The sequence below is a fragment of the Streptomyces sp. 1222.5 genome, from assembly GCF_900105245.1.
In the GTDB taxonomy this organism is placed as follows: Bacteria; Actinomycetota; Actinomycetes; order Streptomycetales; family Streptomycetaceae; genus Streptomyces; species Streptomyces albidocamelliae.
On the sequence record NZ_FNSZ01000001.1, the window covers coordinates 1,296,000 to 1,322,274 of the forward strand.

Genomic DNA, 26,275 nt, shown 5'->3' on the forward strand with positions numbered 1-26,275 from the left:
ACGGTGTTCTCAACTCCCCTGCTCCTCCTCGATCTCGACGGCCTGGTCGAGGAAGTTGGCGAGCAGGACGACCACCGCGCTCGCCACCTCCATGCCGATGGCCGCGTTCAGCAGCGGGACGGTGCCGCCGGAGGCCAGGGTGTTGAAGGTGCCGTACGGCAGCAGTGTGTTGGCCAGGAACGCGGTGCCGGCCAGGATCCCCGCGAGACCGAGCACGAGGTAGGAGGAGACGGCGACCGCGTCGGAGACCTCGTAGACGCCGAGCGGGCGGACGCGCTCCAGGGCGCGGTAGTCGGCGCCGAGGTAGAGCAGGTGCAGGGCGGTCGCGGCGACGACTCCGCCCTGGAAGCCGCCGCCGGGGCTGAGCTGGCCGTGCGCGACGATGTACAGGCCGGTGACCAGGGCGACGGGGAGCACGATCAGGGCGTAGCGGCGGACCGGCCGGGCCACCTCGGCGGGTTCGGGCCGGGCCCGGTGCTCGTCGCGGGCCTGGCGCAGCAGCACCACGCAGCCGAGGACGGAGGCGAACAGGATGCTCATCTCGCCGAGGGTGTCGTAGGCGCGCTGGTCGAAGTTGACGGAGGCGATGGTGTTGGCGGTGTGCCGGTCGAGGGAGGCGCGGACGGCCCGTTCGCCGTACGGGTGCCATCGGCCGCCGAAGTCCGGCAGGTCGAGGCAGGCCGCGGCCAGCAGGGCCGCCAGGCCGGTGCCGCCGACGGCCAGCAGCCACAGCCGCAGCCGGTTCACCGGGTGCCGTCCTCGTCCGGGGTGCGGCGCCTTCGGATCCTGCGCACCGAGAGCATGATCAGCAGCGGGGTCAGCGCGGCGCCGACGGCCAGTTGGGACAGGCCGACGTCGGGGGCCTGGAGCACGGTGAACAGCGCGGCGAGGACGACGCCGAGCACGGAGAGCACCAGCGCCTGCCGGGCCGGGTCGCGCTGGGCGACGGCCGCGGTGGCGGAGGCGGCCACCAGGAGCAGGGTGACGACGATCAGTGCGTCGGACATGCGGCACCTCCCGGCGGTGCGCCGGCCGCCGTTCCCGCCCGGCGCGCGTCAGCCACCGCGCACCCCGTGAATACCACCGGCCAGCGCGCGCGAGGCGATCAGGTTGCCGCCGATCAGCAGGACGCCGATCACCAGCAGTTTCACCATGGCCCGGCCCGGTCCGCCGGCCACGCACAGCGCGATCACGACGGCCGCGCCCAGCCCGGCTGCGGCCCAGGTCGGTCCCCAGGCGCCCGCCTCCTCGCGCTCCAGTTCGTCGGAGAGGAGCCGGGCGAAGACGAGGGTGCCGACGGGGCCGAGCAGCGCGAGCAGCAGGGCGAGGTCGACGTAGGCCGGGCGGCCGTAGCCCTGGGAGAGGAGCAGCAGGGCCGGGCAGACGACCGAGGTGGTCAGGTTCTGGGCGACGACCCGGCGGGCGAGCGGGCCGGTGGTCACGCCCCAGACGGCGGCCGCCCCTCCCCCGCCGAGTTCGACGGTCGCCGCGAGGATCCAGCCGTTCACCGCCACGTCACCGCCCGCCGGCCGGCCCGGGCCAGCAGCGCGCCCAGCGCGGCACAGCTCGCGCCGACGATCCGCTCGAGGGTGTCGACGGTGGAGACGAGCACCAGCCACAGCAGTGCCAGGGCCGCCCACCAGGCGAGGAGTTCGCCGGCGGCGAGGAGGACCGTGCGGCCGGCCGGTCGCCGGGTCATCCGCCACCTCCTCGGTCCGCTTCGCCCATGGGTACGGTGCTTCGTCCCCTGCACCGCTCGGGGCATCCAAGCACCGCCGGGCCCGCGGCGGGGCGGCGGCGCGCGGGTCGGTACCCGGAGTGCCCCGGGAGCGTGAACGGAAACCGGCGATGCGCCCCCGATAACGGCCCGGGCGGCGGCATCCCGGGCCGGACTGCGGGTAACCGCTCGGAAAATCGGGGAAGTTCACGACCTGGAGGACCGCATGGCCCGTACCGCTTCGCGTCTGCCCGCACTGCTGCGCGCTCCGAGGAAACAGGAGCGGGCCGAGGCGCCGCGCCCACCGGTCGAACGGCACGCGCTCGCCCTGCCCGTACGACTGCTGGCCATGCTGGTCGCCTTCACGTTCATGGTGGCGTTCGCCGTCGTACTGGCCCGGCTCACGCTGCAGCCGTCCCCGGCGTCGGTGTCGCTGACGCACAGCAATCTGCATCCCGGCCGCTCGCTGAAGGCCTACGTGGAGTTCGCGCCGTTCCGCGACGCGGTCAAACAGATCGGCGGGAACGTGCTGCTCGGTGTGCCGTTCGGGGTGCTGGTGCCGGTGCTCGCCCCGCGCGCCCGGGGGATGCTCCAGGTGCTGGTGCTCACGGCGCTGGTGATGCTCATGGTGGAGCTGGCGCAGGGCGCGCTGGTCACCGGGCGTGCCTTCGACATCGACGACGTCATCCTCAACACCACCGGGGCGCTGCTCGGTTGGCTGCTGCTGGGGCGGCGGCTCGGGCGCGGGGTGCACCGGCGCGTACGACGGCCGGCGGCCGAGTGATCGTCAGCAACTGGTCCGTACCAGGGTATTGACGGGTTCTTATCTCACTCCTTAAATCAAGAGGCATCTCACCCCCCACGCCGAACGGAGAGCCATGGCCTCCCCACGCCTGCTCCGCAGATGTCTCCTCGCCGCCCTGTCCGCCCTACTGGTCGGCTCCGCCGCCGTCGGGCCCGCCCGGGCCCAGTCCGCCGCCCCGGCGGCAGCGGCCGCCGCGACGTTCTCCGACACCTTCGACGGTCCCGCCGGCTCGGGGGTCGACGGTTCGAAGTGGACGCTGGAGACCGGCGACAACGTCAACAACCACGAGCGGCAGTACTACACCTCGGGCACGAAGAACGCGGCCCTGGACGGACAGGGCCACCTGGTCATCACCGCCCGCAAGGAGAACCCGGCCGGCTACCAGTGCTGGTACGGCAGCTGCCAGTACACCTCGGCCCGGCTGAACACGGCGGGCAAATTCACCGCACAGTACGGCCATGTCGAGGCGCGCATGAAGATCCCGCGCGGGCAGGGCATGTGGCCGGCGTTCTGGATGCTCGGCACGCCGGTCAACTGGCCGGACTCCGGCGAGATCGACGTGATGGAGAACGTCGGCTTCGAGCCCTCGGCCGTGCACGGCACCATCCACGGCCCCGGCTACTCGGGCTCGGGCGGCATAGGCGCCGGCTACTCGCTGCCGAACGGACAGGCCTTCGCCGACGCCTTCCACACCTTCGCCGTCGACTGGGCGCCCGACTCGATCACCTGGTCGGTGGACGGCAACGTCTACCAGCGGCGCACCCCCGCCGACCTGGGCGGCCGGACCTGGGTGTTCAACAAGCCGTTCTTCCTCATCCTGAACCTCGCGGTCGGCGGCTACTGGCCCGGCGACCCGGACGGCTCCACGCAGTTCCCGCAGCAACTGGTGGTCGACTCCGTGTCGGTGACGACGAGCGGCAGCGCGGCCGGGGTGCCGGTCCGGGGCCTCGCCGGCAAATGCGTGGACGTGGCCGGCGCGAACCCGGCGAACGGCACCCCGGTCCAGCTCTACGACTGCAACGGCACCGGCGCACAGGCGTGGACGGCCGGCCCGGACGGCACGCTCCGCGCGCTCGGCAAGTGCCTCGACGTGACCGGCAACGGCACCGCGGACGGCTCGACCGTCCAGCTGTGGGACTGCACCGGCGGCCCCAATCAGAAGTGGACCGTCACCGGGGCGCACGACATCGTCAATCCGCAGGCGAACAAATGCCTCGACGTCACCGGGAACAACCCGGCGAACGGGACCCGGCTGCAGATCTGGACCTGCACCGGGGGCGCCAACCAGAAGTGGACGGTCGGCTGAGCCGTCCGCTCAGCCGCGGACCGTCCAGGTGTACTTGTCACCACCGACGAAGCGGACCACGTCCGGGTCGTCCAGGTCGTGGATCGGAATGCCGAAGGAGGCGGCCTTCTCCAGGACGTCGGTGACGGTCCTGGCCTGACCGACCACCTCGCCGTCGATCTCCATGATCCGGAAGGGCGGCTCGCCGGGCTTTCCCGGGCACACCCCGAGCACCAGGATCCGCGGTTGGGAGATGTGAGGAGCTGCTTGTTCGGTCATGCAATTCAGCGTAGAACGCAACCCGGGCGGACGGGTCATCCACGGCTGCCGTCCAGGAGATCCAGTACGGCCGCCTCGACCGCGCCCTGCGTGGCCGGACGGCCGAAGTCCCCGTGTTCGCCCAGCCGGGTGAGCGCGGGGGCGACGGTCACGTCCTGGTCGAACAGCTCGAAGACCGCCGGATCGATGTAGGAGGCCCGGCACACCGCCGGGGTGTTGCCCAGATAGTGGCTGACCTCGCGGACGGCGCGGGTGATCTGCCGGCGCCGGGCCGTCTCGGAGTCGCGGGCGGCGCCGTCGACGACGGCGAGCGCCACGGCGGCGAGGACCGTGGCGTGCCAGGTGCGGAAGTCCTTGGCGGTGACGTCCGTGCCGGACAGCCGGCGCAGCGCCTCGTTGAGGTCGTCGCCGTGCAGGTCGTGCCAGTGCCCGCCCTCGTGGAAGACCAGGAAGCGGTCGCCGCCGCGCGCGCGGCGCAGCAGGGCCCGGGCGACGGTCCCCACCTGGTCATCCACGAGGACCCGCACCGTCTCGACACCGCCCTTGGCCGGGAAGCTGAACGTGATCCGGTCCCGGGCGCAGGTCACGTGCTCGCGGAGCATGGTCGTCAGGCCGTAGGTCTCGCTGGTGCGGGTGTGCCGGTCGCTGCCGACGCGGAAGAAGCCGAGGTCGAGCAGGCGGACCGCGCAGGCGGTGACCCGGGCCCGGCTCAGTCCGCGTCCCGCCAGGTCGCCGGCGATCTCGGCGCGCAGCTCGGGCAGGGTCCGCGCGATCTGCCGCACGTGCTGGTGCTTGGCCTTCTCCTGCTCGGCCCGGAACTGCTCGTGGTACAGGTACTGGCGGCGTCCCGCGTCGTCCGTGCCGACGGCCTGCAGGTGGCCGTTGGGCCAGGGGCAGATCCACACGTCCCGCCAGGCGGGCGGGATGGTGAGGGCGCGGACGCGGGCGAGCTGTCCGGCGTCGGTGAGGGGCTCGCCGGTGGTGTCGGCGTAGCGGAAGCCCCGGCCGCCGCGGACGCGCCGGAAGCCGGGGCCGTCGTGGGAGCTGGTCCGCAGTCTCATGGGCTCAGGGCCGGCGCCAGTCGTCGCCGGTCAGGTGGGATCCCGCCTGCGGGCCCATGCGGAGCATGCCGCCGTCCACACTCCAGGAGGCGCCGGTGACGTAGGAGGCGTCCGGGCTCGCCAGGAAGGCGATCACGGCGGCCACCTCCCGGGCGTCGCCGGGCCGGCCGAGCGGCACGCCGGGGCGCCGCTCGGCGTGCACGTCGGTGTCCTCCTGGCCGGTCATCGGGGTGGCGATCTCGCCCGGCGCCACCGCGTTCACGGTGATGCCGTACTCGGCCAGCTCCAGGGCCATCACCTGGGTGAGCAGGCCGAGCCCGCCCTTCGCCGCGCAGTAGGGGGCCGCGCCCACCCGCGGCTGGTGTTCGTGGACGGAGGTGACGTTGACGATCCGGCCGCCGTCGCCCTGCCGGATCATGTGCCGGGCCGCCCGCTGGCCGCACAGGAACGGGCCGACCAGGTCGACGTCCAGCACCCGGCGCACGTCCGCCAGGGTCAGGTCCAGATAGGGGGTCATCGTGCCGGTCCCGGCGTTGTTCACCAGCACGTCCAGCCGGCCGAGTTCCTCGCACAGCTCGTCGACGGTGTCGGCGGCCCCGGGCAGCCGGGTCAGGTCGAGCCGGGCGACGGCGGCGCGGCGCCCCTTGCCGCGGACCTCCTCGGCCGTCTCCTCGGCGCCCTTCTCGTCGGAGTGCCAGGTGATGCCGACGTCCAGGCCCGCCTCGGCCAGCCGGACGGCGGTGGCACGGCCGATGCCGCTGTCCGCGCCGGTGATCAACGCGGTGCGCTGCGCGGGTTCGGCGGGCATGGGCGTCCTCCTGGCTCCGGTCGCGTGTGGTGCTCCGCAGTACCCGGGGGCCCGTCGGGCAAACGGGCGGCCCGGGAGGGGGTCCTCGTGCGGCTGCCGCGTGGCTCGTCGCACCGTTCCCCGCGCCCCTTCGGGGCACCTGTCGGACCCTGGTGTGCATGGACCCCGTCGCCGCACTGGACCGGATCGCCTTCCTGCTGGAGCGGTCGCTGGCGCCCACCTATCGGGTACGGGCCTTCCGTACCGCCTCCCGGATGCTGGCCGCCCTCCCCGCCGGGGAGGTGGCCGAGCGGGCCGCGGACGGGACGCTGGAGTCCCTGAAGGGGGTCGGGCCGAAGACCGCCCAGGTGGCGCGCGAGGCGCTGGCCGGGGAGGTGCCCGGGTACCTGCGCAAGCTGGAGGAGGAGGCGGAGGCCGGTGCGTCCCCCTCCGGTCCCGGCGCCGGTCTGCGGGCGCTCGTCCGCGGGGACTGCCACACCCACTCGGACTGGTCCGACGGGGGCAGCCCGATCGAGGAGATGGGGCGCACCGCGGCGGACCTCGGACACGAGTGGACCGTCCTCACCGACCACTCGCCGCGGCTGACCGTGGCCCGCGGACTGTCCCCGGAGCGGCTGCGCGAACAGCTGGCGGTGGTCGCGGAGCTGAACGCGCGCTGGGCGCCGTTCCGGCTGCTCACCGGCATCGAGTGCGACATCCTCGAGGACGGCTCGCTGGACCAGGAGCCGGAGCTGCTCGACCGGCTGGACGTGGTCGTGGTCTCCGTGCACTCCAAGCTGCGGATGGACGCCCGCTCCATGACCCGCCGGATGGTGACCGCCGTCCGCGATCCGCACGCCGACGTCCTCGGCCACTGCACCGGGCGCCTGGTGACCGGACGGGGGCGGCCCGAGTCGGAGTTCGACGCGGACGAGGTGTTCGCCGCGTGCGCCGAGTCCGGCACGGCGGTGGAGATCAACAGCCGTCCGGAACGCCTTGACCCGCCCCGGCGGCTGCTGCGCACGGCCGTGGCGGCCGGGGTGCTGTTCGCCGTCGACACCGACGCGCACGCGCCGGGCCAGCTGGACTGGCAGATTCTCGGCTGCGCCCGTGCGGAGGAGTGCGGGGTCCCGGCCGAGCGGGTGGTGACGACGTGGTCCGCGGACGAGCTGCTGACCTGGACGCGTGAGGGCCGGACACCGGCACGCGTGACGGCTCCGGGGCGTGGTACCCGGTCCGGGCAGTGAGTGTCCGGGCAGTGAGAGAAAGGACCCCGGATGGACCGAGCCGCCGTCTTCGACGTCGACGGGACCCTCGTCGACACCAATCACCTGCATGTCGTGACCTGGTGGGAGGCGTTCCGGCAGGCCGGCCACGACGTCCCCATGCACGCCGTCCACCGGGCAGTCGGACTGGGCTCCACCGACCTCGTCGCGCACCTGCTCGGCGACGACCGGGACACGGAGCAGGACGCCGCGCTGAGCGCGGCGCACAAGGCCCTCTACGGCCAGTACTTCGACCGGCTCCCCGCCCTGCCGAAGGCCGGCGAGCTGCTGCGCCGGCTGCACCGGGACGGCTGGACGGTCGTCCTCGCCACCTCGGCGAGCGGTGCCGAGCTGGGCGCGCTGCGCCGGGCGATCGATGCGGACGACGCGATCCAGGACACGGCGAGCGCCGACGACGTGGCGGAGGGCAAGCCCGCCCCGGAGCCCGTGGAACACGCCCTGGAGCTGGCCGGGGTCCCGGCCTCGCGGGCGGTGTTCGTCGGGGACACCGTGTGGGACATGCAGGCCGGCAGCAAGGCCGGGGTGCGCTGCCTCGGGCTGCTGTGCGGCGGGATTCCGCGGGCCGACCTGGAGGAGGCGGGGGCGGAGGCGGTGTACGCCGATCCCGCGGACCTTCTGGGACGGCTCGCCGAAACTGCGCTGGGCTGAGTTTCCTCGCGCGTGACACGGGTCACTCGGGTGACGGGAACAGCACGCGGTGGTTGCCCGTTGAACAAGCCGTGGGTGCGGATGGGACAGTGTCCCCGGGCCTCACCATCCGCCCACAGGGACGATCGTTCGGCTGAAGCCCTGTGGATTTTCGCCGAGAGGCGACCGCCATTCGTGCCCACCCCTGACCGCCCCGGTCGTGATTCCCCCGTCGCGACCGGGGCTCTTCCCTGTCCGCCGCTATGCGCCCGGCCTACCGGGCCGCGGCCGCCTCGACGGTGTCCCGCGTCCGCCGTCCGGCGGCCAGGAACTCCCGCAGGTCCGCCGTGAGCAGGTCCGCGTGCGTCGCGAACAGGCCGTGACCGCCGTTCTCGTACACCTTCAGGGTCGCGTCCGGGACGAACTTCGCGAGCCGCCGGCCGGTGAGGGCGAGGGGCGCCGAGGTGTCGTGGGTGCCGTGCACGACGAGCACCGGGACGTCCAGCGCGGGCAGCTCGGCCGTGAGGTCCAGTGTCGCGACGACGGCCCGGATGCCGGTCGCGGCACGCGGAGTGGCCACCAGGCAGCGGTCGATCAGGTGGCGGACGTAGGCGGGCGAGACGTCGTTGCCCGGCTGCCGTACCGCGAAGAAGTCGTCCGCGAAGGCGGTGAACCACGCGGCCCGGTCGCGCCGGAACAGCTCCTCGTCGGCGCGCACGGCCGCCGGGTCCACCCCGTCGGGGATCCCCGGCGAGCGGACGAGTCCGGGGCTGACACCGGCGACGAGGGCGACCCGGTCCACCCGCGCGCTGCCGTGCCGGGTGAGGCAGCGGATCACCTCGGCCGTGCCGACCGAGTGCCCGACGAGGGTGATGCCGCGCAGGTCGAGATGGTCGAACAGACCGTTCAGGTCGTCGGCGAGGGTGTCGAGGTCGTAGCCGGACCAGGTGTCGTCGGACCGGCCGTGGCCCCGCCGGTCCAGGGCGACGCAGCGGTGGCCGGCCTCCGCGAGGGGCAGCATCTGGTACTCCCACATCTCGTGGCCCAGGTAGGCGCTCGCGACGAAGACGGCGACCGGTCCGTCGGCGGGACCGTGGTCGACGTAGTGCAGACGGGTTCCGTCGACGGGGCTCTCGAAGTACGGCATGGCTTTGCCTCCTCGGTGGGGGTCCGGCCGGACGGTCCGTCCGCCGTTCTCTGCACCCCGGATGCTGCCGCCGACCGGCCCGCGCGGTCGATTACCCCGGACGTCATGCCGCGTGTGCCGGACCGGCGCCCGGGTACCCGGCCGGTCGTCGCAGCCTCCGCCGCGAGGACGGAAGGAGCCGAAGGTGAGCAGCTCAGCGGGCAGCAGGGTGGTCGTGACCGGCGCCACCGGCAATGTCGGGACGAGCGTGGTGCGCCTGCTCTCGGAGGATCCCGGGATCAAGTCGGTGCGGGGACTCGCCCGGCGGACGCCCGGCTGGTCGCCCCCGAAGACCGAGTGGGCCGCCGTGGACCTGGCCTCGGAGCAGGCGAACCTCGCGGAGCGGTTCGAGGGCGCCGACGCCGTGATCCACCTCGCCTGGGCATTCCAGCCGACCCATGATCCGGCCACCACTTGGCGCAGCAATGTGCTCGGCAGCATCCGGGTGTTCGAGGCGGTCGCGGCGGCCCGGGTGCCGGTGCTGGTGCACGCCTCGTCCGTGGGCGCCTACTCGCCGGGCCCCAAGGACCACGCGGTGGACGAGTCGTGGCCGACACACGGCTGGCCGGACGCCGCGTACTGCCGGGAGAAGGCCTACCTGGAGCGCACCCTGGACGTCTTCGAGCGCGACCACCCCGAGGTGCGGGTGGTGCGCATGCGTCCGGCCTTCCTGTTCAAGTGGGAGTCGGCGAGCGAACAGCGCCGCATCTTCGGGGGGCGGTTCCTGCCCGGGCCGCTCGCCCGCCCCGACCTGCTGCCGTTCCTGCCGGACGTCCCCGGCCTGCGGGTGCAGGCCCTGCACACGGACGACGCCGCCGAGGCCTACCGGCTCGCCGTGCACACGGACGGCGCCCGCGGCGCCTTCAACCTGGCCGCCGATCCGCCGCTCGACGCCGGTGTGCTCGCCGGGCTGCTCGGCACCCGTCCGGTACGGCTGCCGCGTGCGGCGGCCCGGTCGGCGATCGCGGCGGCCTGGGGGCTGCATCTGCTGCCGGCCTCCCCGCACCTGTTCGACGCCGTGCTGCGGCTGCCCCTGATGGACTGCGCCCGGGCGAAGACCGAGCTGGGCTGGCAGCCCAGGTGGTCGGCGACGGAGGTGATCCAGGAGTTCCTGGAGGGCCTGCGCAAGGGCGGCGGGATGGAGACCGAGCCGATGCGGGGGCGGAAGGTCGGCTGAGTGCGGTACCGCGAGGAGGAGGAGAACGTGATGGCCGAACAGCAGCCGGAGTCCGGCACCGGGCCCGGCGCCGAGGACCGTCCCGTGCCCCGGGACATGCCCGATCAGCAGGCCCGGCCCGACGAGGACCGGGACGAGGACGGGCGGGACACCGTGTCCGGGGAGCCGGACGGGGACGGCATGCCGGACACCGACGAGGCCGGCAGCGGCCCCAGGGGCGCGCCACGCTCGGGCACCGTGCACCCGGAACACCCGACACCGGACGAGCCGACGGCCTGAGACGGGCTGGACGCGGCTGCCGCCGGCACCGTCAGCGCGGGGCGCGTTCCTCCAGGGCCGCGCGCCAGGCCGGCAGGCGGTCCTCGCCGAGCGGTTCGGGGCGCCGGCCGCCGCTCGCGAAGAAGTCGGCCAGGGGCAGGATCGCCGCGCCGACGGTGACGGCGTCGGGCCCGAGCCGGCCGAGGTCGATCATCACCTTGTCGGCCGGGTGACGCAGGGCGTACGTCGTCGCGTGCCGGCGGACCGCGGGCAGGAAGCGGGTGCCGAGCTGGAGCCCGGCCCAGCCGCCGATCAGGATCCGCTCGGGCTGGAAGAGGTTGATCAGGTCGGACAGGCCGGCGCCCAGGTACTCGGCGGTCTCCTCCAGGACGGCCAGTGCGACCGGGTCGGGCGCGGTGCCCTCGGACGGGTACGCGGCGGCCAGCATGGCGGTGAGGGCGGTCTCCTCGTCGGTGCCCTCCGGCGGCCGGCCGCCCTCCTCGCGCCAGCGGGCCAGCAGGGACTCCGCGCCCGCGTAGGCCTCCAGGCAGCCGGGCGCACCGCAGCGGCAGCGGCGTCCGCGGACCCGGACGGTCAGATGGCCCCATTCGACGGCCCGCCCGTGCTCCACCTCGGGGGTGACGAGGCAGGCGCCGACGCCGGAGCCGAAGAGGACGACGACGGCGTTGCGGGCGCCGCGTCCCGCGCCGAACCACATCTCCGCCTGGCCGAGGGTCTTGGCGCCGTTGTCGATGACGTACGGCACCTCGTCCGGGAGCGGGGAGGTCGCGCGGAGCAGCCGCTCCAGCGGGACCGCGTCCCAGCCGATGGTCTGGCCGTGGACGACGGCACCCCGGTCCGGGGTGTGCTCGACGATGCCGGGGACACCGACGCCGACGCCGAGCAGCCGCTCGGGCACGGCCTGCTCGGAGGTGAGGACCTCGGCGATGCCGTCGCGGATGTGGCCGACGATGACGTCCACGTCGTAGCCCTGGGGCGTCAACGGTCGCTCGGTGCGGGCGAGTTCGGTGAGCGCCAGGTCGAACAGCTCGACGCGGACACGGGTTTCGCCGACGTCGACGCCGATCATCTGTCCGCTGTGCGGGGACACCCGCAGCAGCGTGCGCGGCCGGCCGCCGTCGGAGTCGACGCTGCCGGCCTCCTCGACCAGCCCGTCGGCGATGAGGTCCGCGACCACGTTGCTGACCGAGCCGGAGCTCAGGCCGGTGGCCGGACCCAGCTCGAATCGGCTCAGGGGGCCGTCGAAGTACAGCCGTTGCAGCACCGCCGTGCGGTTGCCCCGCCTCAGGTCGCGTACCGTGCGTCCGTTCCGCCCCGCCATGCGGCTCCCTTCACGAACCCTGCCCGACCTGCAACATACCCCTTCGGACAGCCCGGGCGCGACATTCGCACAACCCTTAGTTCACGCTATGAGCTAAGACGGGGACGCTGGTTCCCGCCGAGGGAGGCGTTCCGCTTGGCCACGAGCACGCTCGGTGCCGGGCGCCGGGGCGCCGGGTCCGGCGCGGCGCCCCTCCCCACGGCTCAGCCCGCCGCGTACACGTCCTCGACGTAACGCCCGTCCGCCACCAGCGAGTCGAGCCACCGCTGGGCCGCGGCCTCGTCGGCGCCGGCGGTGCGTTCCCGGTACAGGGTACGGAACGCGTCGCGGACCCCGGGTGCCATGCGGGCGCCGTCGCCGCAGACGTACACCCGGGACCCGGCGCCGAGCAGCCGCCAGACCTCCTCGGCCTCGGCGGCGATGCGGTGCTGCACGAAGGCGGCGCCGTTCTCGGGTGCGGCGCTGAAGGCGGGACGCAGACGGACCGCGCCGGCCGCCTCGGCGGCGCGGAGTTCCCCGGCGTGCAGGTAGTCCGCGTCGGGGGCGTCGCAGCCGAAGTAGAGCAGCGCGGGCGGGAGTTCCACGCCACGCGCCCGGGCGGCTGCCCGGTCGGCGACGGTACCGCGGAACGGCGCCAGGCCGGTGCCGGCGGCCACCATGACCACCGGTGCCGAGCCGTCGACACGGAAGACCTCGCGGCAGGGCTGGACGCGGGCATGGACGGTGTCGCCGGGGCGGAGGGAGGCGAGATGGCCGGAGCCGGTGCCCCGGTAGCGGCCCTTCCCGGAGCGGGCGGGGGCGTCCAGCACGGAGACCATCAGGTCCGCGTGGTGGGGGTCGGCGGCCGGCGAGGAGGACAGGGAGTAGTGCCGGGGCCGCAGCGGGGTCAGCAGGTCGAGCAGGAGCGCCCAGTCGAGGGCGCCGCGCAGGGCCGGGTGGTCCTCGGCGAGTTCCACCAGGGTGCGGGGGTCGTCCCCGTCCAGGGCGGCGAGGGCGGCACGCTCGGGCGGGCAGGGGTTTGCCCCGGCGAGCAGCGCCAGCTGCCGGGAGGTCGGCCGCGCCTGCAACTCGACGTGGTGGGTGAGGAGTTCCCGGACCCGGACCGGCCGGTCCACCGCGAGGCCGTCGCGGCGCGGGCGGGCGGCCCGGATGTCCAGCACGGCGTCGGGGTCCAGGCCGAACGCGGCGACGGCCCGGTCCACCAGGTCCGGGGCGTTGGCGGGCAGCACGGTGAGGTGGTCGGCGGTGCGGTAGGTGACGCCGTCGGGCAGGGCGACGCGCAGGAACCGCTTGGCGCGCGGGTGCGCGGGCGCGGTGAGGTCGTACGCCTCGGTGACCGTCATCGGCACGAGTCCGTGCCGCTCGGCGAGGGCGTCCAGCGGTCCGCCGGTCACCGGGCGGACCTCGTAGGCGTGGGCGGGCTCGGCCGAGGTGCCGTGCACGGCGTCGGGGTCTCCGTACTCCTGGAGCAGTGCGGTGCGCAGGCGGGCCGTGAAGTCCCGGACGGTGCCGCCGAGATCGCCGGAGGCGTCGGCGGCGGCCCGCCCGGTGAGGCGGGTGGCGCCGAGTTCGGCGAGGCGGACGTCGACGCGGGTGGGGACCTGCTGGTAGGTGGCGGCCCAGTTGCGGTCGCCGACGCCGAGGACGGCGTAGGTCACGCCCGTCAGATCGGGTGTGCCGTCGAGCCACGCGGCGAAGGCGGTGGCATCGTCGGTGGGGCGGCCGTTGCAGGAGGCGGCGGTGATGACGACGGGCCGGTCCGTGGGCAGTTCGCCGCTGTACGCGTCCAGGGCGGCCACCTCGGTGCCGCAGCCGACGGCGGCGGCCACGTCGGCGAGCTGGGCGGCGAAGGCGCGGCACGTGCCGTAGTTGCTGCCGTGCAGGAAGAGGGCACGGGTGCCGGGGCGGACCCGGGCCGGGAGGGCGCCCGCGGTCGTACCCTCCTCGCCCGAACGGGAGTCGGCGCCCGGGAGCGGTGCGTGGACGCGGTCGGCGGCGGTGCGCGGGGTCAGGGTGAGGGTGAGTCCGTCGGGCTTGAGGGTGAGGGTCTCCTTCACCCTGAGCCGGTAACCCGCGTGGTCGTGCAGCCGGTAGCGGTGGACCAGCATGGCGAGCAGCATGGTCGCCTCGTGCAGCGCGAACTGCCGTCCGATGCAGGCACGTTCACCGGTGCCGAAGGGCTTGAAGGCGTGCACGGGGCGGGCGGCCTCCGCCTCGGGGGTGAACCGCTCGGGGTCGAACCGTTCCGGGTTGTCGCCCCACACGGGCCGGCGGTGCAGCATCGGCGTGAGCACGGTGACGGCCTGTCCGGCGCGCAGCGGGAGCCGGCCGCCGAGCAGGGTGTCCTCGCGGGCCTGCCGGCTGAAGGCGGCGGCGGTCGGCCACAGCCGCAGCGCCTCGTTGAGCACCTGCCGGGTGTAGGTGAGCCGGCCGATGTCGTCGTACGTCGGCTCCGGGTCGGCGGTGTCGCCCCACAGGGCGTCGGCCTCGCGCTGGACGAGCCGGAGCGCTGCCGGGTTCTCGACGAGGTGGTGCAGGGCGAAGGACATGGCGCCCGAGGTCGTCTCGTGACCGGCGATCAGGAAGGTGATGACCTGGTTGCGGATGTTGGCCGGGTCCAGGGTGGTGCCGTCGCCGGGGTGCGGCGCGCTGAGCATCAGGCCCAGCAGGTCCTCGGCACCGCTCTGGTCGGTCCCGGCGCGGGAGGCGATGACCTCGTCCACGACGCCGGCGAGGTAGTCGGCGTCCGCCCGGAAGGCCTCGTCGGCCGCCGTGTGGTCCGTGCCCGGGGTGCGGGCCAGGCTGGTCATGCTCCACTCCAGGCAGCGGACCATGGCCTCGACGAAGGGGGGCGGCTCGGGCCGCTCGAAGGAGCCGAAGTCGTAGCCGAATCCGGCCAGTCCGATGGTGTCGAGGGTCATCCGCGTCATGTCGTCGGGCACGTCCACGGGCCGCCCGGCCGACGCCGCCCGGTCCCAGGCATCGATGAGGCGACGGGCCACCCGGAGCATCGCGGGGTGGTAGGTGCGCATGGAGCCGAGCGCGAAGGCGGGCATCAGGATGTCGTGGGCCCTGGCCCAGTTGGGTTCGTCGTTGTACGCGGTGAACAGACCGTCGGCGGTGAAGGCGCGCACGTTCTCCAGGGCGGGTCCGACGTGCTTGGCGAACCGGTCCTCGTCGGCGAGGTCGGCGACCAGCTCGGTGTCGGCGACGACCAGCGCGTCCCGGCCGTGCAGCCGGCGCACCAGCACCGGGCCGTGGGTGCGCATCAGCTCCATGACCTGCTGGATGGGGGTGCGGCCGGGACCGGTGGCGGTGATGTCGACGACGGGCACGGCGGGGAAGGTGCCGGCCGGAGCGGGGCGCGGTGCGGTGGGGGGCATGGCGCGCCAACTGCCTTTCGCGGTAACGGAGTACTCCGCTCCAGGGTGGTCCGGCACCGAGGGGGCCGGACGCACCCGCACTACACGTTCGTGCAGCGGAAAGCCGCTCCCGGGCGGTTGCGCGCCGACCGCCCGTCGCGCCCGCGGGCGGTGAAGTTGCCGCTGACCTGGCCCTTCGTCTTGGATCGTGGGCATGACGATCGTGTGCCAACGATCGTGCGGCACGACGATCACCGGGCACGACGATCGCGAGGGCGACGCGGAGGGGCGGTGCGCATGGACATGCGGCAGGGCGACGCCGTGGTCTGGCGCAACCGCGCCATGACCCTGTTCGACCGGGTGTCGGTGCCGGTCGCGGTGTGCGACGCGGAGGGCCTGGTGGTGCCGGCCAATCCGGCGATGGCGGCGGAGTGCGGTACGACACCCGGGCGGCTGCGCGGCCGGCAGGTGCTGGAGCTGTTCCGCCCGCAGGAGGTCACGCAGGTGGAGCGGATCGTGGAGGCGCTGCGGCTGCGCCGCCGGTCCCGTTACCAGGTGTCGGTGTGCCGGCGTGCGCCCTGCGGGACCGGGCGGTACGGCGAGCTGACGGCGGACCCGGTGAGCGACACCGTGGAGGACACGCCGGCCCTGCTGGTGATGCTGCGGGTGCGGGGCGAGTGCGCCGCCGAGCCCGCGGAGCCCGGGCCGGCGCCGGTCACGGCCGTGGAGGGCCGGGTGCTGGCCCTGCTGGCCGGGGGTGCGACCGGTGCCCGCGCCGCCCGTGAGCTGGGGCTCACGGTGGACGGCGTGAACTACCACCTGCGGCGCCTGTCGGCCCGCTGGGGCGCCGCCAACCGCACGGAACTGGTCGCCCGCGCCTACGCCTTGGGCGTGCTCGTCCCGGGGGTGTGGCCACCGGAGACGAGGCCGGACGGAGCGGGCTGAGCCGCCTGCCAGGGGCGCGGGAACGCGAGCCCGGACGATCCCTTCGGGAAATCCGTTCGCTCCTTCGCCTTGCGGCTATCTACGCTAGCCAGGAACCTAGGGGCCCTAGGTTCCTGGCACAGGCATCTGGAGGGACCTCCCGTGAGAGCGATCACCGAGCAGGACATCCGCGACTCGTTCGTCAATTGTTCCAAGGGGGAGGCCAAGCGGATGAGCGTGCCGCGCGACCTCGCCGAGCGCTCCTGGGCCGATCTGGACTTCCTGGGCTGGCGGGATCCTGGGGCGCCCGACCGCAGCTGCCTGGTCACCGAGCGCGACGGCCGGCTCGTCGGCGTGGCGCTGCGCTTCCCGTCCTCGCAGCGGGGGTTCCTGCACCGCAGCATGTGCTCGCTCTGCCTGACCACGCATCCCGGCGGCGGGGTGTCGCTGATGACCGCGCGGAAGGCCGGGGCGGCGGGCCGCGAGGGCAACTCGGTCGGCCTGTACATGTGCACCGACCTGGCGTGCTCGCTGTACGTGCGGGGCAAGAAGGTTCCGGAGTCCGGCTCCCGCTTCGAGGAGAGCCTGACGCTGGAGGAGCAGATCGCCCGCACGACGGCCAACCTGTCGGCGTTCATCGACAACCTGTACGCCTGACACCGAAGGGGCCGGGAGGCCGGCGGGCGCCCGCCGCCGTACCTCCGCTCCCCCGCCGGATGGCGGAAAGCCGATCCGTGCAAAATCTCTGAACCTGCCGGTCCGCGCCTCCAGCGTTCTCCTTGCGGTCAGGAACAGTCCTCGATCGGTCACGTTCGACCTACCCGAGGAACGGGAACAGGCCAAGGGATGTACGACGCACAGAAGTGGACCTCGGGACTGTGGCGCCTGGTGAAGCGGTACCGGGAGCCGGTGGTCGTCCAGACGCTGCGGTCGGCCGCGGCGGCGACGGTGGCCTACGTCATCGCGCTGCGGCTCAGCCCGGAGCCGGCCCCCCTGACCGCGCCCCTGACCGCCCTGCTGGTCGTCCAGGTGACCTTCTTCGCGACGCTCACCAACGGCATCCGCCGGGTGAACTCGGTGGTGGCCGGTGTGCTGGTCGCCATCGCCTTCAGCGTGCTCGTGGGACTGACCTGGTGGAGCCTCGCCCTGCTCATCGTGGCGTCGCTGGCCGTCGGCCACCTGGTCCGTGTCGACGAGTACGTGGCCGAGGTGGCGATCAGCGCCATGCTGGTGCTCGGGGTGACCACCGTCGGCTTCACCGCCTGGGCGCGGATCGTGGAGACGCTGATCGGCGCGGTCGTCGGAACGGCCTGCAACCTGCTGCTTCCACCACCGGTGTGGGTCGACGAGGCGGGCCGGTCGATCGAGGACCTGGCACGCCGGGTGCGGCAGTTGATGCTGCGCATGGGCGAGGAGGCCGCGGACCGCATCCCCTGGCAGCAGGCGGCCGCGCGGCTGCACGAGGCACGCCGGCTGGATCACGACATCGTCCGGGTGGACGCGGCGCTGCGGCAGGCCGAGGACAGCCTGCGGCTCAACCCCCGGGTCAAGGAGGGCCTGTTGCACCGGGTCGTACTGCGCACCGGACTGGACACCCTGGAGATCTGCACGGTGGTCCTGCGGGTGCTGGCGAGGTCGTTCACGGACCTGGCGAAGGCCCGCGGCTCGGAGGAGCTGTTCCCCTCGCGGATCGGGGAGACCGTGGAGCAACTGCTGTCGGAGATCGCCGACGCCGTCGTCAGCTTCGCCGTGCTGGTGACCACCGATCTGAGCGAGAACGCCGAGTCGGCGGAGTCCCGGCTGACGGCGGAGCTGCACACGGCCGCCGGCACCCGTGACCGGCTGGCCGAGCTGCTCCAGGAGGAGATCCGGAAGGACTGGGCGAACTGGCAGCTCATGGGCGCGGTGCTGACCGAGACCACGCGCATCATCGACGAACTGAACACCGAGCACCGCACCCGCCGCCTGCTGGAGGAACTGGACCGGGTGTCCCAGGAGCAGCGGGCGAAGCTGCCGCGGATGACCCGGCTGCGCGAGCGCCTCGGCGTCCAGGAGGAACTGTGGAACCGTGCGGGGTTCGGCGAGCGTTCTCGGTGAGGAAGGTGCCGGGAGACGGGCCGGCGCCGTGATGCGAGGGGGCGGTCGGATGAGCGGTGCGGCGGTACGGATCGACGGGAACACCCTGAGGCTGCCGGGCGGAGTGGCGGTGCGGTTCATCCGTACGCTGCGGCTGCCCGAGAAGGGCACGCACGCGCTGCCCCCGGGGCTGGGCGAGTTCCCGGTCCGGCGGGTCTCGGACTACGCGGACACGGTTCCGGCGGAGTGGCTGGCGCGCGGCGGTGTGATGCTGCCGGTGTACCTCCGCGAGGCGATGTGGCTGAGCTTCGCCGGCACGACGGAGCCGGCCGCGCTCCAGGTCGGCGTGGGCAAGGTGTGCGCGGTGTCCGGCAAGCGGTGGAGCGGCAAGCTGGCCCGGCGCCCGCAGAACTACGTGGTGCTGCCCCGGCAGCCCTGGCTGGACGGCATCAACAGCGGCAAGGGGACGGTCCGCCAGTTCGTCGCCGTGCCGCTCGGTCTGGGCGCGACCGTGGAGGGGCAGGTCACGGGCGAGGAGGTGTGGGGAGGCGTCCAGCTCCAGTCCTTCCTGCTGCGGGACGACGTGCTGGCCGAGTGGCGGCGCCGGGAGGAGGAGCGCCTGGAGCGGGAGCGGCGCACCCGGATGGCGGCCGGACCGGTCGCCGGGTACGGCGCGGCGCAGCCGATGATGGCCGCGCCCGGCTCGGCCCTGCCGCCACCGGCTCCGGGCGCGGCACCCCGGGCGCCTGGTGCGGCTCCCCGGGCCGCGGCCGCCATGGGGCTGGGCGTCGGCGGCTCGATGCGCCAGGAGGTCTACCAGGACGACCGGCCGCTCAAGGAGTGGTCCACGGACCCGGCAGGGCGGGTCTTCGTACATCTGGTCACGCCTCCCGAGTGGCGGCGCATCACGGGCGAGGCTCCCCCGCCGTCCCCGGTGGACCGGGCGGCGTACACCCGGGCGGGACTGCCCTGGTTCGACTACTACGACGCGGACGGCGAGGACCTCGCCCCCACGGACACCCTGGGCACGGTCAAGCCGGTGGGCGACTGGCTCGGGGACGACCTGGACCCGTGGCAGGCGCCTTCGCCCGGTCAGGTGCAGCCGCTGAAGGACGCGCCCGGCAAGCCGGTCGAGGACGGGGACTGGTAAGGCAGGGGTCGAAAAGCGCCCGTTCGGTTGCGCCCCGTGCAACGCCACTTGCCCGGCTTGCCCTTGGCGGCGGGCCGGGGCCAAGGTGGCTGTCACGACCGGGGCGACCGACGAGTTGAGGTACGGCATGGACATGGAGGCAGGGGCGGCACGGCGGCCTCCTCGCCCGGAGCGGTCCCGGGAGCCCGGGGGCGGCTGGACGAGACGCCGGTTCGTCGGTGTCGCGGCGGGCACGGCGGCCGTGGTGGCGGTGCCGTCCCCGGCGGCCCCGCCCTCCGACGGCCGGCCGGCCGAGGAGCGGCGCCCGGCGTCCGCGCCGCCCCGGCGGGCCGCCGGCCCCCATGCGCTGTACCTGGGCACCTACACCTCCGCCGAGGGCGGCGGCACCGGTGTGGGCCTCGCCTCGTACGACCCGGCGACGGGCCGCGTCACCGGGTCCGGAACGCTCACCGGGGTGCCGGATCCGTCGTACCTCGCCGTGCATCCGGACGGCCGGACGCTGTACGCGGTGAACGAGCGGCAGGACGGTGGCGTGACGGCCGTGCGCCTCGCGGACCGGCGGGTCCTCGGCACCCGGAGCACGGGCGGGGCGGGTCCCTGCCATCTGTCCGTGCATCCCGGCGGGCGCTGGCTGCTGAGCGCGAACTACGGGTCGGGCAGCGTCGCCGTGCACCCGATCACGCCGTCGGGGGCCCTCGGCGAGCGCACCGACCTGGTCACGCACACCTCTCCGCCCCCTGGCCCGGGTCAACAGGGCCCGCACGCACACCAGTTCCTCAGCAGCCCGGACGGCGGTCACGCCCTCGCCGTCGACCTCGGCACCGACAGCGTCCACACCTATCGCCTCGACGACCGCGCCGGCACGCTCACCGAGGTGGCGCGGGCGCGCACCCGGCCCGGCGCGGGGCCGCGCCATCTGACCTTCCATCCGGGCGGCCGCCACGCGTACCTGGCCAACGAGGTGGACGACACGGTCACCGTCTGCGCCTACGACACCCGGACCGGCCGGCTGACGATCGGCGAGCCGCAGTCGACGGGATCGGGCGGCGGCACCAACTACCCGGCACAGCTGCTGGTGACGGCGAACGGCGCGTACGCCTTCCTGGCCAACCGGGGCGACAACAGCATCGCGCGGTACGCCGTCGAGGCGGACGGGGCCCGGCTGCGGCTGCTCGGCACGGTGCCGGTGCGCGGGGACTTCCCGCGGCAGATCGCGTTCTCGCCCGACGGCGGGCTGCTGTTCGCGGCGAACCAGCGGTCCGGCACGGTCACCGTCTTCCACGTCGACCCTGTGGGCGGCGAACTCCGCCCGGCCGGTGAGCCGTTCGCGTCACCCGTCGCCGTCTGCGCGCTGCCGCTGTAGCGTCCGGGGGCAGCCGGCGGCACTCGCCTGCGCCAGCAGGACGTGCATGCGCTCGGTCAGCTCGGCGACCCCGTCCGCGGGCGCGTGGAAGGGCAGCCGTACGTCGCCGTGGGCGCGGGTGCGTTCGATGCGCAGGGTCAGCCCGTGCCGGTCGACGGCGAGCGGTGCCACCCTGGTCGCGGCGTGCAGACTCTCCGGCCGGACCAGGCGGGTGAGCCGCTCGACGGCGTCCGGGTGGGCGTCCGCCAGGTGCGTGAGCAGCCCGGATTCGGCGTGGGCGAGGGGGTCGGGCCGGGCGGCGGTGAACTCGTCGAGGTCCACGACCACGGCTCCGTCGGACTGCCGCAGCAGGATCCGGTTGGGCCGCAGGAGCAGGGAGCCGTCGGCGGGCTCGAACCAGCCGGAGAGCCAGAGCCGGGCGCGGACGCGGTTGCGCACGGGCACGGGGGCGACGTCGGCGAACTCCAGCACCGCCGAGGGCTCCTGGCGCGGTGCGCACAGGACCGCCCCGATCAGGGCGCTGTCGTCGGGCACGGTCAGCCGGACCTCGCCCTCGTCGGTCACGGTGTGCGCGCCGACGTACTCCTCGCGGGCGCCGTCCGCGGTCACCGCGCACGACCACGCGGCGGCCAGCACCGATCGCGCCCGCTCCGCCGCGCCGGGGGCGGCCGTCCAGTCCTGCGTGTCACCCATGCGGGACCTCCTTAGGTTAGCCTTGCCTAACCTATCGAAGATCCGGGCGCACGCCAACCACGCGCCACCGGCGAAGGCGTGGGAGCCCGCCTCAGGCGATGACACCCAGCAGCGCGCGGGCGCACAGGTCCCGCACCTCTTCCAGCGTCAACTCCCCCTCGCGCAGCCACTCCAGGCACACCGCCGTGGTGAAGGCGAGCCAGCCGCGGACCGCCAGCCGCACCCGCGGGAGGGCCGAGAAGTCCGGCCCGAACTCCGGGTCGGCCGCGAGCGCGGCCAGGATCTGCCGCTCCTGCGCCACCAGGGACCGCTGGTAGACACGGCGCACGGCCTGGTCCCCCGCTGCGTCGGCCCGGTGGAAGGCACGGAAACCATGGGCATGGGCCTGGACGTATTCGAGCCAGGTGTCGAGACCCGCGGTGAGCTGTTCCCGGGCCGGCACGCCGGGCAGGGCCGCCGTCATGCGCAGCATCCGCTCGCTCTCCCGCTCCACGACGGCGGCGAAGAAGTCCCGTTTGGTCGGGAAGTAGTGGTACAGCAGCCCGCGGGAGACCCCGGCGATCTCGGCGACCTGCTCGATCCACACCTCGTCGTAGGGACTCTCCGAGAACAGCTTCGCGCCGACCGACAGCAACTGCTCACGGCGCTCTGCGGTGCTGAGTCTGCGCCGGGCGCGCTCCCCCTGGTTCGCGGACATGCCGTCACCTTACTTGACGTCGGTTCAACAGGCGGACCACACTGAAACCCGCTATTGAACTCACGTACAACACACGCGCGCACAGGTTCAACGGTCCGCTGGATCAAGGGAGATCGCGTCATGGCGGAGACGAGGGAGTCCGGACTGCCGAAGGGTTTCCGGAGCGCCGAGCAGGGCTGGCCCGAGCTGCACCGCATCCCGCATCCGCCGCACCGCGTGCCGCTTCTCGGCGATGTACTCGGGGCCGACCGGCGCCGGCCGCTCCAGGACTCCATGCGGTACGCGCGCGAGCTGGGGCCGATCTTCCGGCGGCGGGCCTTCGGCAAGGAGTTCGTGTTCGTGTGGGGCGCGCCGCTCGCCGCCGACATCGCGGACGAGGCCCGGTTCGCCAAGCACGTCGGTCTGGGCATCGCCAATCTGCGGCCCATCGCCGGGGACGGCCTGTTCACCGCCTACAACGACGAGCCGAACTGGCAGCTCGCCCATGACGTGCTGGCACCCGGGTTCAGCCGTGAGGCCATGGAGACCTACCACGGGATGATGCTGGCGGTCGCCGGCCGGCTGACCGACCACTGGGACCGCGAGACGGCGGCCGGACGCACGGTGGACGCGCCCGGGGACATGACCAGACTGACCCTGGAGACGATCGCGCGCACCGGGTTCGGGCACGACTTCGGCTCCTTCGAGCGGGACCGGCCGCATCCCTTCGTCTCGGCGATGGTCGGCACGCTCACCTACGCACAGCGGCTCAACAGCGTGCCCGGACCGCTGGCCCCGCTGCTGCTGCGGACCGCCGCCCGGCGCAACGCGGCCGACATGGCGTGCCTCAACCGCACGGTCGACGGCCTGGTGGCCGACCGGAGCCGGTCCGGGGGCGGTGACGGGGACCTGCTGGACCGCATGCTGGAGACGGCCCACCCCGAGACGGGCGAACGGCTGTCGGCGGAGAACGTCCGCAAGCAGGTGATCACGTTCCTGGTGGCGGGCCACGAGACCACCTCGGGCGCGCTCTCCTTCGCCCTGTACTACCTCGCCCGGCACCCCGAGATCGCCGCCCGGGCGCGCGCCGAGGTGGACCGGGTCTGGGGCGGCACCGCGCAGCCCGGCTACGAGCAGGTCGCCAAGCTGCGCTACGTCCGCCGGGTGCTGGACGAGACCTTGCGGCTCTGGCCGACCGCACCGGCCTTCGCCCGGGAGGCCCGGGACGACACCGTGCTCGCCGGTGAGCATCCGATGCGGCGGGGCGCGTGGGCGCTGGTGCTCACGCCGATGCTGCACCGCGAGCCGGAGGTGTGGGGCGAGGACGCCGAGCGGTTCGACCCGGACCGGTTCGACGCCAAGGCCGTGCGGGCCCGGCCGCCGCACACCTTCAAGCCGTTCGGCACGGGGGCCCGCGCGTGCATCGGCCGCCAGTTCGCCCTGCACGAGGCGACCCTGGTCCTCGGCCTGCTGCTGCGCCGCTACGACCTGGGGATCGACCCGGGCTACCGGCTGGCGGTCATCGAGCGGCTGACCCTGATGCCGGACGGTCTGCGGCTCCGGCTGGACCGGCGCCGCGCCCCGGCGTCCACCCCGGCGGTACCGGTCACGGTGCCGGACGGCGCCGACGGACCGGCCGGCTGCCCGGTACACCGAACGGACGAGTGACGCGTGCGGCCCCGAGCCCGGGGGACGGCTCCGGCGGACCGGTCCGCCGCCGGGTGGACAGGGCGGGTGTGGGACAGTCCGCGGTCGCCGTACAGCACCGCTCATCGGCTGCGCCGTGCGGGCGGCAGACATGGGCCGGTCCCGGACGGCCCCACCCGGTCAGCCCGCTGCCTGGTGCATCGGGCGGCCGAGTGACAAGGCAGGCATTCAGCCCGCCGCAGGCGCCGGCGGCTCGGTCCGCCGCCCGGCACACCGAGCCGGCATACGGCCGTCCCGGATCAACCCGCCGCCCAGTGGGCCGGGCGGGTGAGTGCGTCGGAGAGTCTGGTGGCGTTGTTGCCCCGAGCCGCGTCGAGTTGGGGCTGGGTGAGGAAGAAGGCGTCGGTGAGGTCCGCGCCGGACAGGTCGGCGCCCCGCAGATCGGCGCCGATCATGTCCGCGCCGCGCAGATCGGCACCGGTGAGGTCGGCGGCGATGAGCAGGGCACCGCGCAGGCTCGCCTCCCGCAGGTCGGCGCCCCTGAGGCGGGCGCCGATGAGGTCCGCGCCCCGGCGGTCCTTGCCGCCGCCCTTGCCGCCGCCTTTTCCGCCCTTCCTGGTGGCGCCGGGCCGGGCCAGCTCGCTGGTGCGCAGGAGGAGGACGTTGACCTCCTGGCGGTGCGCGGCCACGTCGAGGGCCGCCAGTTCCTCGGGACCCTGCCGGGTGAGCGCATCGGTCCGTTCCAGGGCCCGCCGCAGCTCGGGGTGGACGGGTCGGGCGGCGGGCATGCGCAGCGCCTCCGCCAGGTACCACAGGAGTTCGTGCAGCTGGCGGACGACCGGGAAGACGTCGACCATCCGCCGCGCGTCCTTCTTCGCGCCCGTCCGCCAGTCCTGCCCGCCGAAGGTGACCTGCGAGACCTTCTGACCGGCGCCGAAGCAGTCGTAGACCGTGCAGCCGGTGAAGCCCTTGCCGCGCAGGTCGGCGTGGATGCCGCACCGGTGGTCGGACCCCAGGTTCGGACAGGGCGTGCCCGCGGGCTTGTTCAGCGCGAAGTCGGAGGAGCGGGCGAAGGGCAGGGCGACGCAGCACAGCCCGAAGCACTGTGCGCAGTCGCCGCGCAGGTCGGAGGGGTCGATCGTGTGGTCCGGCATGCACCCCACCCTACTGACCTGCGAAACCCGCCCCCGAACCCCGTACGACCCCCGTCGGTGCCCCGCCCCGTGCGTCACACCTCGTCGCGGGCCAGCGCCAGCAGCCGGTCGAGGACGCGGGGCGCGCCCGCGCGGAGGCCGTCGTGCTCGAACTCGTCGGTGACCCAGGTGCGCAGACCCCGGATCGCGCGGGCCGTCTCCAGGGAGTGGGCGGTGTCGACGTACATGTCGTCGTGGTAGACGGCGGCAACGACCGGGACCTCGTTGGCGGCGAGGCGCGCTGGGTCGTACAGCGGCCGCCAGTCGGTGCGGGCGGCGAGCAGGCCCGCCGTCTCCCGCAGGGGGCGCAGGGCCGGGTCGGCGTCGAACATCCACGGGTGGACCGTCTCGCCGGTGAACAGGACGGGGGCGTCGCCCGCGAGCGCCTTCGCCGCGTCGAACTGCGGGAACTCGGCCCGGACACGTTCGGCGGCCCAGTCGGTGGGGCGGCCGTCCTGACCGTAGATCGACTCGTGGACGAGGGCGTACAGGGGGTGGCCCGCGTACGACAGCAGGGCCTGGACCTGTTCCTGGAACGCGTCGGAGAGGTCGGGCCCGCCGGGGGTGCGCACGAAGGCGTCCTCCAGGAGGTGGTGCAGCCGGTGGCTGCCGTCGCTCGCGCCGAGCATCAGGCCGAGGGACTGGAAGGCCTCCACGGTGAGGCGGTAGCCGTTCGGCAGGACCACGTCGTGGGTGAGGAGGTGGTCGGCGATACGGCGGGCCCGCTCGACGTCCTGCGGATAGCGGGCGTAGTGCGCGCCGACCTTCCGCTCGACGCGCGGGTAGGCGGCGCGGTAGACGTCGTCGGCGTGGGCGTCGAGCGAGGGCAGCCCGCCGGTGATCACGGCCGTCTCCAGGCCCTCGGGGGCGAGGGAGAGGTACGACACCGTGCAGAAGCCGCCGAAGCTCTGGCCGAGCACGGTCCACGGGGCGCCGCCGGTGACCTGCGGGCGGATGGCCTCGCAGTCGCGGACGATGGCGTCGGCCCGGAAGTGGGCGAGGTAGCCGGCCTGCTCGGCGGGGCCGCCGCGCAGCGGGAGCGTCTGCCGGGTGGCGGGCGTGGAGCTGCCCGTGCCGCGCTGGTCCAGCAGCAGGACGCAGTACTCCTTCAGGGCCCGGTCGAGCCAGGCCTGCCGTCCGACGAAACGATTCGCCCCGAAGCCGGGCCCGCCCTGCAGGTACAGCAGCCAGGGCAGGTCCTGGTCCGCCTTGTCGCTCGCGACCGCCTCGCGGGCGTACAGCTCGATGGTCTCGCCGCCCGGGTCGGCGTGGTCGAGGGGCACGGTGAAGCGGCGGTCGGTGAGGACGACGCCCGGCTGGCGGTAGCTGAGGCTCAACGGGTCTCCCGGGACGGATGGGATGGACGCATCCCAGTCCAGCA

Annotated in this window: 26 protein-coding genes; 12 read left to right on the plus strand and 14 right to left on the minus strand. The window is 74.0% G+C overall.

What is annotated here, in order from left to right; all coding sequences use genetic code 11:
• Positions 1-9 precede the first annotated feature (9 nt).
• From BLW57_RS05870 to BLW57_RS05885, 4 genes are read right to left on the minus strand one after another with little or no spacing between them, the layout of a single operon-like run.
• Entirely contained in the window at positions 10-747 is a 738-nt protein-coding gene (locus tag BLW57_RS05870; protein WP_093472643.1) for an MnhB domain-containing protein, read from the minus strand.
• The gene (locus BLW57_RS05875) at positions 744-1,007 is read right to left on the minus strand and encodes a hydrogenase subunit MbhD domain-containing protein (RefSeq protein ID WP_093472645.1); all 264 of its coding nucleotides are present in this window, start codon (positions 1,005-1,007) and stop codon (positions 744-746) included. Before BLW57_RS05875 ends, BLW57_RS05870 begins: the two co-directional genes overlap by 4 nt.
• A gap of 48 nt (positions 1,008-1,055) precedes the next feature.
• Positions 1,056-1,508 carry an MrpF/PhaF family protein gene (locus tag BLW57_RS05880; RefSeq protein WP_093480551.1) on the minus strand — a complete coding sequence of 151 codons (453 nt, stop codon included), beginning with the start codon at positions 1,506-1,508 and terminating at the stop codon, positions 1,056-1,058.
• Positions 1,505-1,699: a hypothetical protein gene (locus BLW57_RS05885; protein ID WP_093472646.1), complete on the minus strand. Its 195-nt coding sequence runs from the start codon at positions 1,697-1,699 to the stop codon at positions 1,505-1,507. Before BLW57_RS05885 ends, BLW57_RS05880 begins: the two co-directional genes overlap by 4 nt.
• Before the next feature lie 244 nt (positions 1,700-1,943).
• Here BLW57_RS05885 and BLW57_RS05890 point away from each other — a divergent pair, with 244 nt between their 5' ends.
• Together BLW57_RS05890 and BLW57_RS05895 are read left to right on the plus strand one after the other, a co-directional pair.
• Positions 1,944-2,501, plus strand: coding sequence for a VanZ family protein (locus BLW57_RS05890; protein ID WP_093472648.1), 558 nt, complete (start codon positions 1,944-1,946; stop codon positions 2,499-2,501).
• 94 nt (positions 2,502-2,595) lie between these two features.
• On the plus strand, positions 2,596-3,828 hold the full coding sequence (locus BLW57_RS05895; protein WP_093472649.1) for an RICIN domain-containing protein: 1,233 nt from the start codon (positions 2,596-2,598) through the stop codon (positions 3,826-3,828).
• 9 nt (positions 3,829-3,837) lie between these two features.
• On the opposite strand, the gene BLW57_RS05900 is transcribed toward BLW57_RS05895, so the two are convergent.
• The 3 genes from BLW57_RS05900 to BLW57_RS05910 are packed head-to-tail and all read right to left on the minus strand — an operon-like array spanning position 3,838 to position 5,955.
• Entirely contained in the window at positions 3,838-4,086 is a 249-nt protein-coding gene (locus BLW57_RS05900; protein WP_093472650.1) for a hypothetical protein, read from the minus strand.
• 35 nt (positions 4,087-4,121) lie between these two features.
• Positions 4,122-5,147: a DNA topoisomerase IB gene (locus tag BLW57_RS05905; RefSeq protein WP_093472651.1), complete on the minus strand. Its 1,026-nt coding sequence runs from the start codon at positions 5,145-5,147 to the stop codon at positions 4,122-4,124.
• Positions 5,148-5,151: 4 nt separating this feature from the next.
• Entirely contained in the window at positions 5,152-5,955 is an 804-nt protein-coding gene (locus BLW57_RS05910) for an SDR family oxidoreductase (protein ID WP_093472652.1), read from the minus strand.
• A gap of 158 nt (positions 5,956-6,113) precedes the next feature.
• Here BLW57_RS05910 and BLW57_RS05915 point away from each other — a divergent pair, with 158 nt between their 5' ends.
• Both BLW57_RS05915 and BLW57_RS05920 read left to right on the plus strand, forming a co-directional pair.
• Positions 6,114-7,181 (plus strand): PHP domain-containing protein, encoded by a 1,068-nt coding sequence (locus BLW57_RS05915; protein WP_093472654.1) that lies wholly within the window; start codon positions 6,114-6,116, stop codon positions 7,179-7,181.
• Between the two features lie 30 nt (positions 7,182-7,211).
• Positions 7,212-7,868 (plus strand): HAD family hydrolase, encoded by a 657-nt coding sequence (locus BLW57_RS05920; RefSeq protein WP_093472655.1) that lies wholly within the window; start codon positions 7,212-7,214, stop codon positions 7,866-7,868.
• A 253-nt stretch (positions 7,869-8,121) separates the two neighbouring features.
• Here the strand turns inward: BLW57_RS05920 and BLW57_RS05925 are convergent, their stop codons facing one another.
• On the minus strand, positions 8,122-8,994 hold the full coding sequence (locus BLW57_RS05925) for an alpha/beta fold hydrolase (RefSeq protein ID WP_093472656.1): 873 nt from the start codon (positions 8,992-8,994) through the stop codon (positions 8,122-8,124).
• 184 nt (positions 8,995-9,178) lie between these two features.
• On the opposite strand from BLW57_RS05925, the gene BLW57_RS05930 reads away from it, so the two are divergent.
• Together BLW57_RS05930 and BLW57_RS05935 are read left to right on the plus strand one after the other, a co-directional pair.
• Positions 9,179-10,210 carry an SDR family oxidoreductase gene (locus tag BLW57_RS05930; protein WP_093472657.1) on the plus strand — a complete coding sequence of 344 codons (1,032 nt, stop codon included), beginning with the start codon at positions 9,179-9,181 and terminating at the stop codon, positions 10,208-10,210.
• A 30-nt stretch (positions 10,211-10,240) separates the two neighbouring features.
• A complete protein-coding gene (locus BLW57_RS05935) occupies positions 10,241-10,489 on the plus strand; it encodes a hypothetical protein (RefSeq protein WP_093480552.1) in 249 nt (82 codons plus the stop codon).
• Positions 10,490-10,520: 31 nt separating this feature from the next.
• Here the strand turns inward: BLW57_RS05935 and BLW57_RS05940 are convergent, their stop codons facing one another.
• Positions 10,521-11,810, minus strand: a complete 1,290-nt coding sequence (locus tag BLW57_RS05940) for an ROK family transcriptional regulator (RefSeq protein ID WP_093472659.1) — start codon at positions 11,808-11,810, stop codon at positions 10,521-10,523.
• Positions 11,811-12,013: 203 nt separating this feature from the next.
• Positions 12,014-15,193: a cytochrome P450 gene (locus tag BLW57_RS05945; protein WP_093472660.1), complete on the minus strand. Its 3,180-nt coding sequence runs from the start codon at positions 15,191-15,193 to the stop codon at positions 12,014-12,016.
• A gap of 276 nt (positions 15,194-15,469) precedes the next feature.
• Between BLW57_RS05945 and BLW57_RS05950 the strand changes: the two genes are divergently transcribed.
• The 5 genes from BLW57_RS05950 to BLW57_RS05970 all read left to right on the plus strand — a co-directional run bounded on the left by BLW57_RS05950 (position 15,470) and on the right by BLW57_RS05970 (position 20,685).
• Complete coding sequence (locus BLW57_RS05950) at positions 15,470-16,117, plus strand: PAS domain-containing protein (RefSeq protein WP_093472661.1); 648 nt, start codon at positions 15,470-15,472, stop codon at positions 16,115-16,117.
• Positions 16,118-16,258: 141 nt separating this feature from the next.
• Complete coding sequence (locus tag BLW57_RS05955; protein ID WP_093472663.1) at positions 16,259-16,753, plus strand: FBP domain-containing protein; 495 nt, start codon at positions 16,259-16,261, stop codon at positions 16,751-16,753.
• Between the two features lie 189 nt (positions 16,754-16,942).
• Positions 16,943-18,193 (plus strand): aromatic acid exporter family protein, encoded by a 1,251-nt coding sequence (locus BLW57_RS05960; RefSeq protein ID WP_176985480.1) that lies wholly within the window; start codon positions 16,943-16,945, stop codon positions 18,191-18,193.
• A 49-nt stretch (positions 18,194-18,242) separates the two neighbouring features.
• Entirely contained in the window at positions 18,243-19,322 is a 1,080-nt protein-coding gene (locus tag BLW57_RS05965) for a hypothetical protein (protein ID WP_093472664.1), read from the plus strand.
• A 133-nt stretch (positions 19,323-19,455) separates the two neighbouring features.
• Positions 19,456-20,685 (plus strand): lactonase family protein, encoded by a 1,230-nt coding sequence (locus BLW57_RS05970; protein WP_093480554.1) that lies wholly within the window; start codon positions 19,456-19,458, stop codon positions 20,683-20,685.
• Here the strand turns inward: BLW57_RS05970 and BLW57_RS05975 are convergent.
• Both BLW57_RS05975 and BLW57_RS05980 read right to left on the minus strand, forming a co-directional pair.
• Entirely contained in the window at positions 20,653-21,378 is a 726-nt protein-coding gene (locus BLW57_RS05975; RefSeq protein ID WP_093472665.1) for a DUF2470 domain-containing protein, read from the minus strand. The genes BLW57_RS05970 and BLW57_RS05975 overlap by 33 nt on opposite strands.
• A gap of 91 nt (positions 21,379-21,469) precedes the next feature.
• On the minus strand, positions 21,470-22,075 hold the full coding sequence (locus BLW57_RS05980) for a TetR/AcrR family transcriptional regulator (RefSeq protein WP_093472666.1): 606 nt from the start codon (positions 22,073-22,075) through the stop codon (positions 21,470-21,472).
• Positions 22,076-22,195: 120 nt separating this feature from the next.
• Between BLW57_RS05980 and BLW57_RS05985 the strand changes: the two genes are divergently transcribed.
• Complete coding sequence (locus BLW57_RS05985; protein WP_093472668.1) at positions 22,196-23,722, plus strand: cytochrome P450; 1,527 nt, start codon at positions 22,196-22,198, stop codon at positions 23,720-23,722.
• A 278-nt stretch (positions 23,723-24,000) separates the two neighbouring features.
• Here the strand turns inward: BLW57_RS05985 and BLW57_RS05990 are convergent, their stop codons facing one another.
• Together BLW57_RS05990 and BLW57_RS05995 are read right to left on the minus strand one after the other, a co-directional pair.
• Complete coding sequence (locus BLW57_RS05990) at positions 24,001-24,855, minus strand: pentapeptide repeat-containing protein (protein ID WP_093472669.1); 855 nt, start codon at positions 24,853-24,855, stop codon at positions 24,001-24,003.
• 74 nt (positions 24,856-24,929) lie between these two features.
• Positions 24,930-26,231 carry an alpha/beta fold hydrolase gene (locus BLW57_RS05995; RefSeq protein WP_093472671.1) on the minus strand — a complete coding sequence of 434 codons (1,302 nt, stop codon included), beginning with the start codon at positions 26,229-26,231 and terminating at the stop codon, positions 24,930-24,932.
• Between the last annotated feature and the right edge of the window lie 44 nt (positions 26,232-26,275).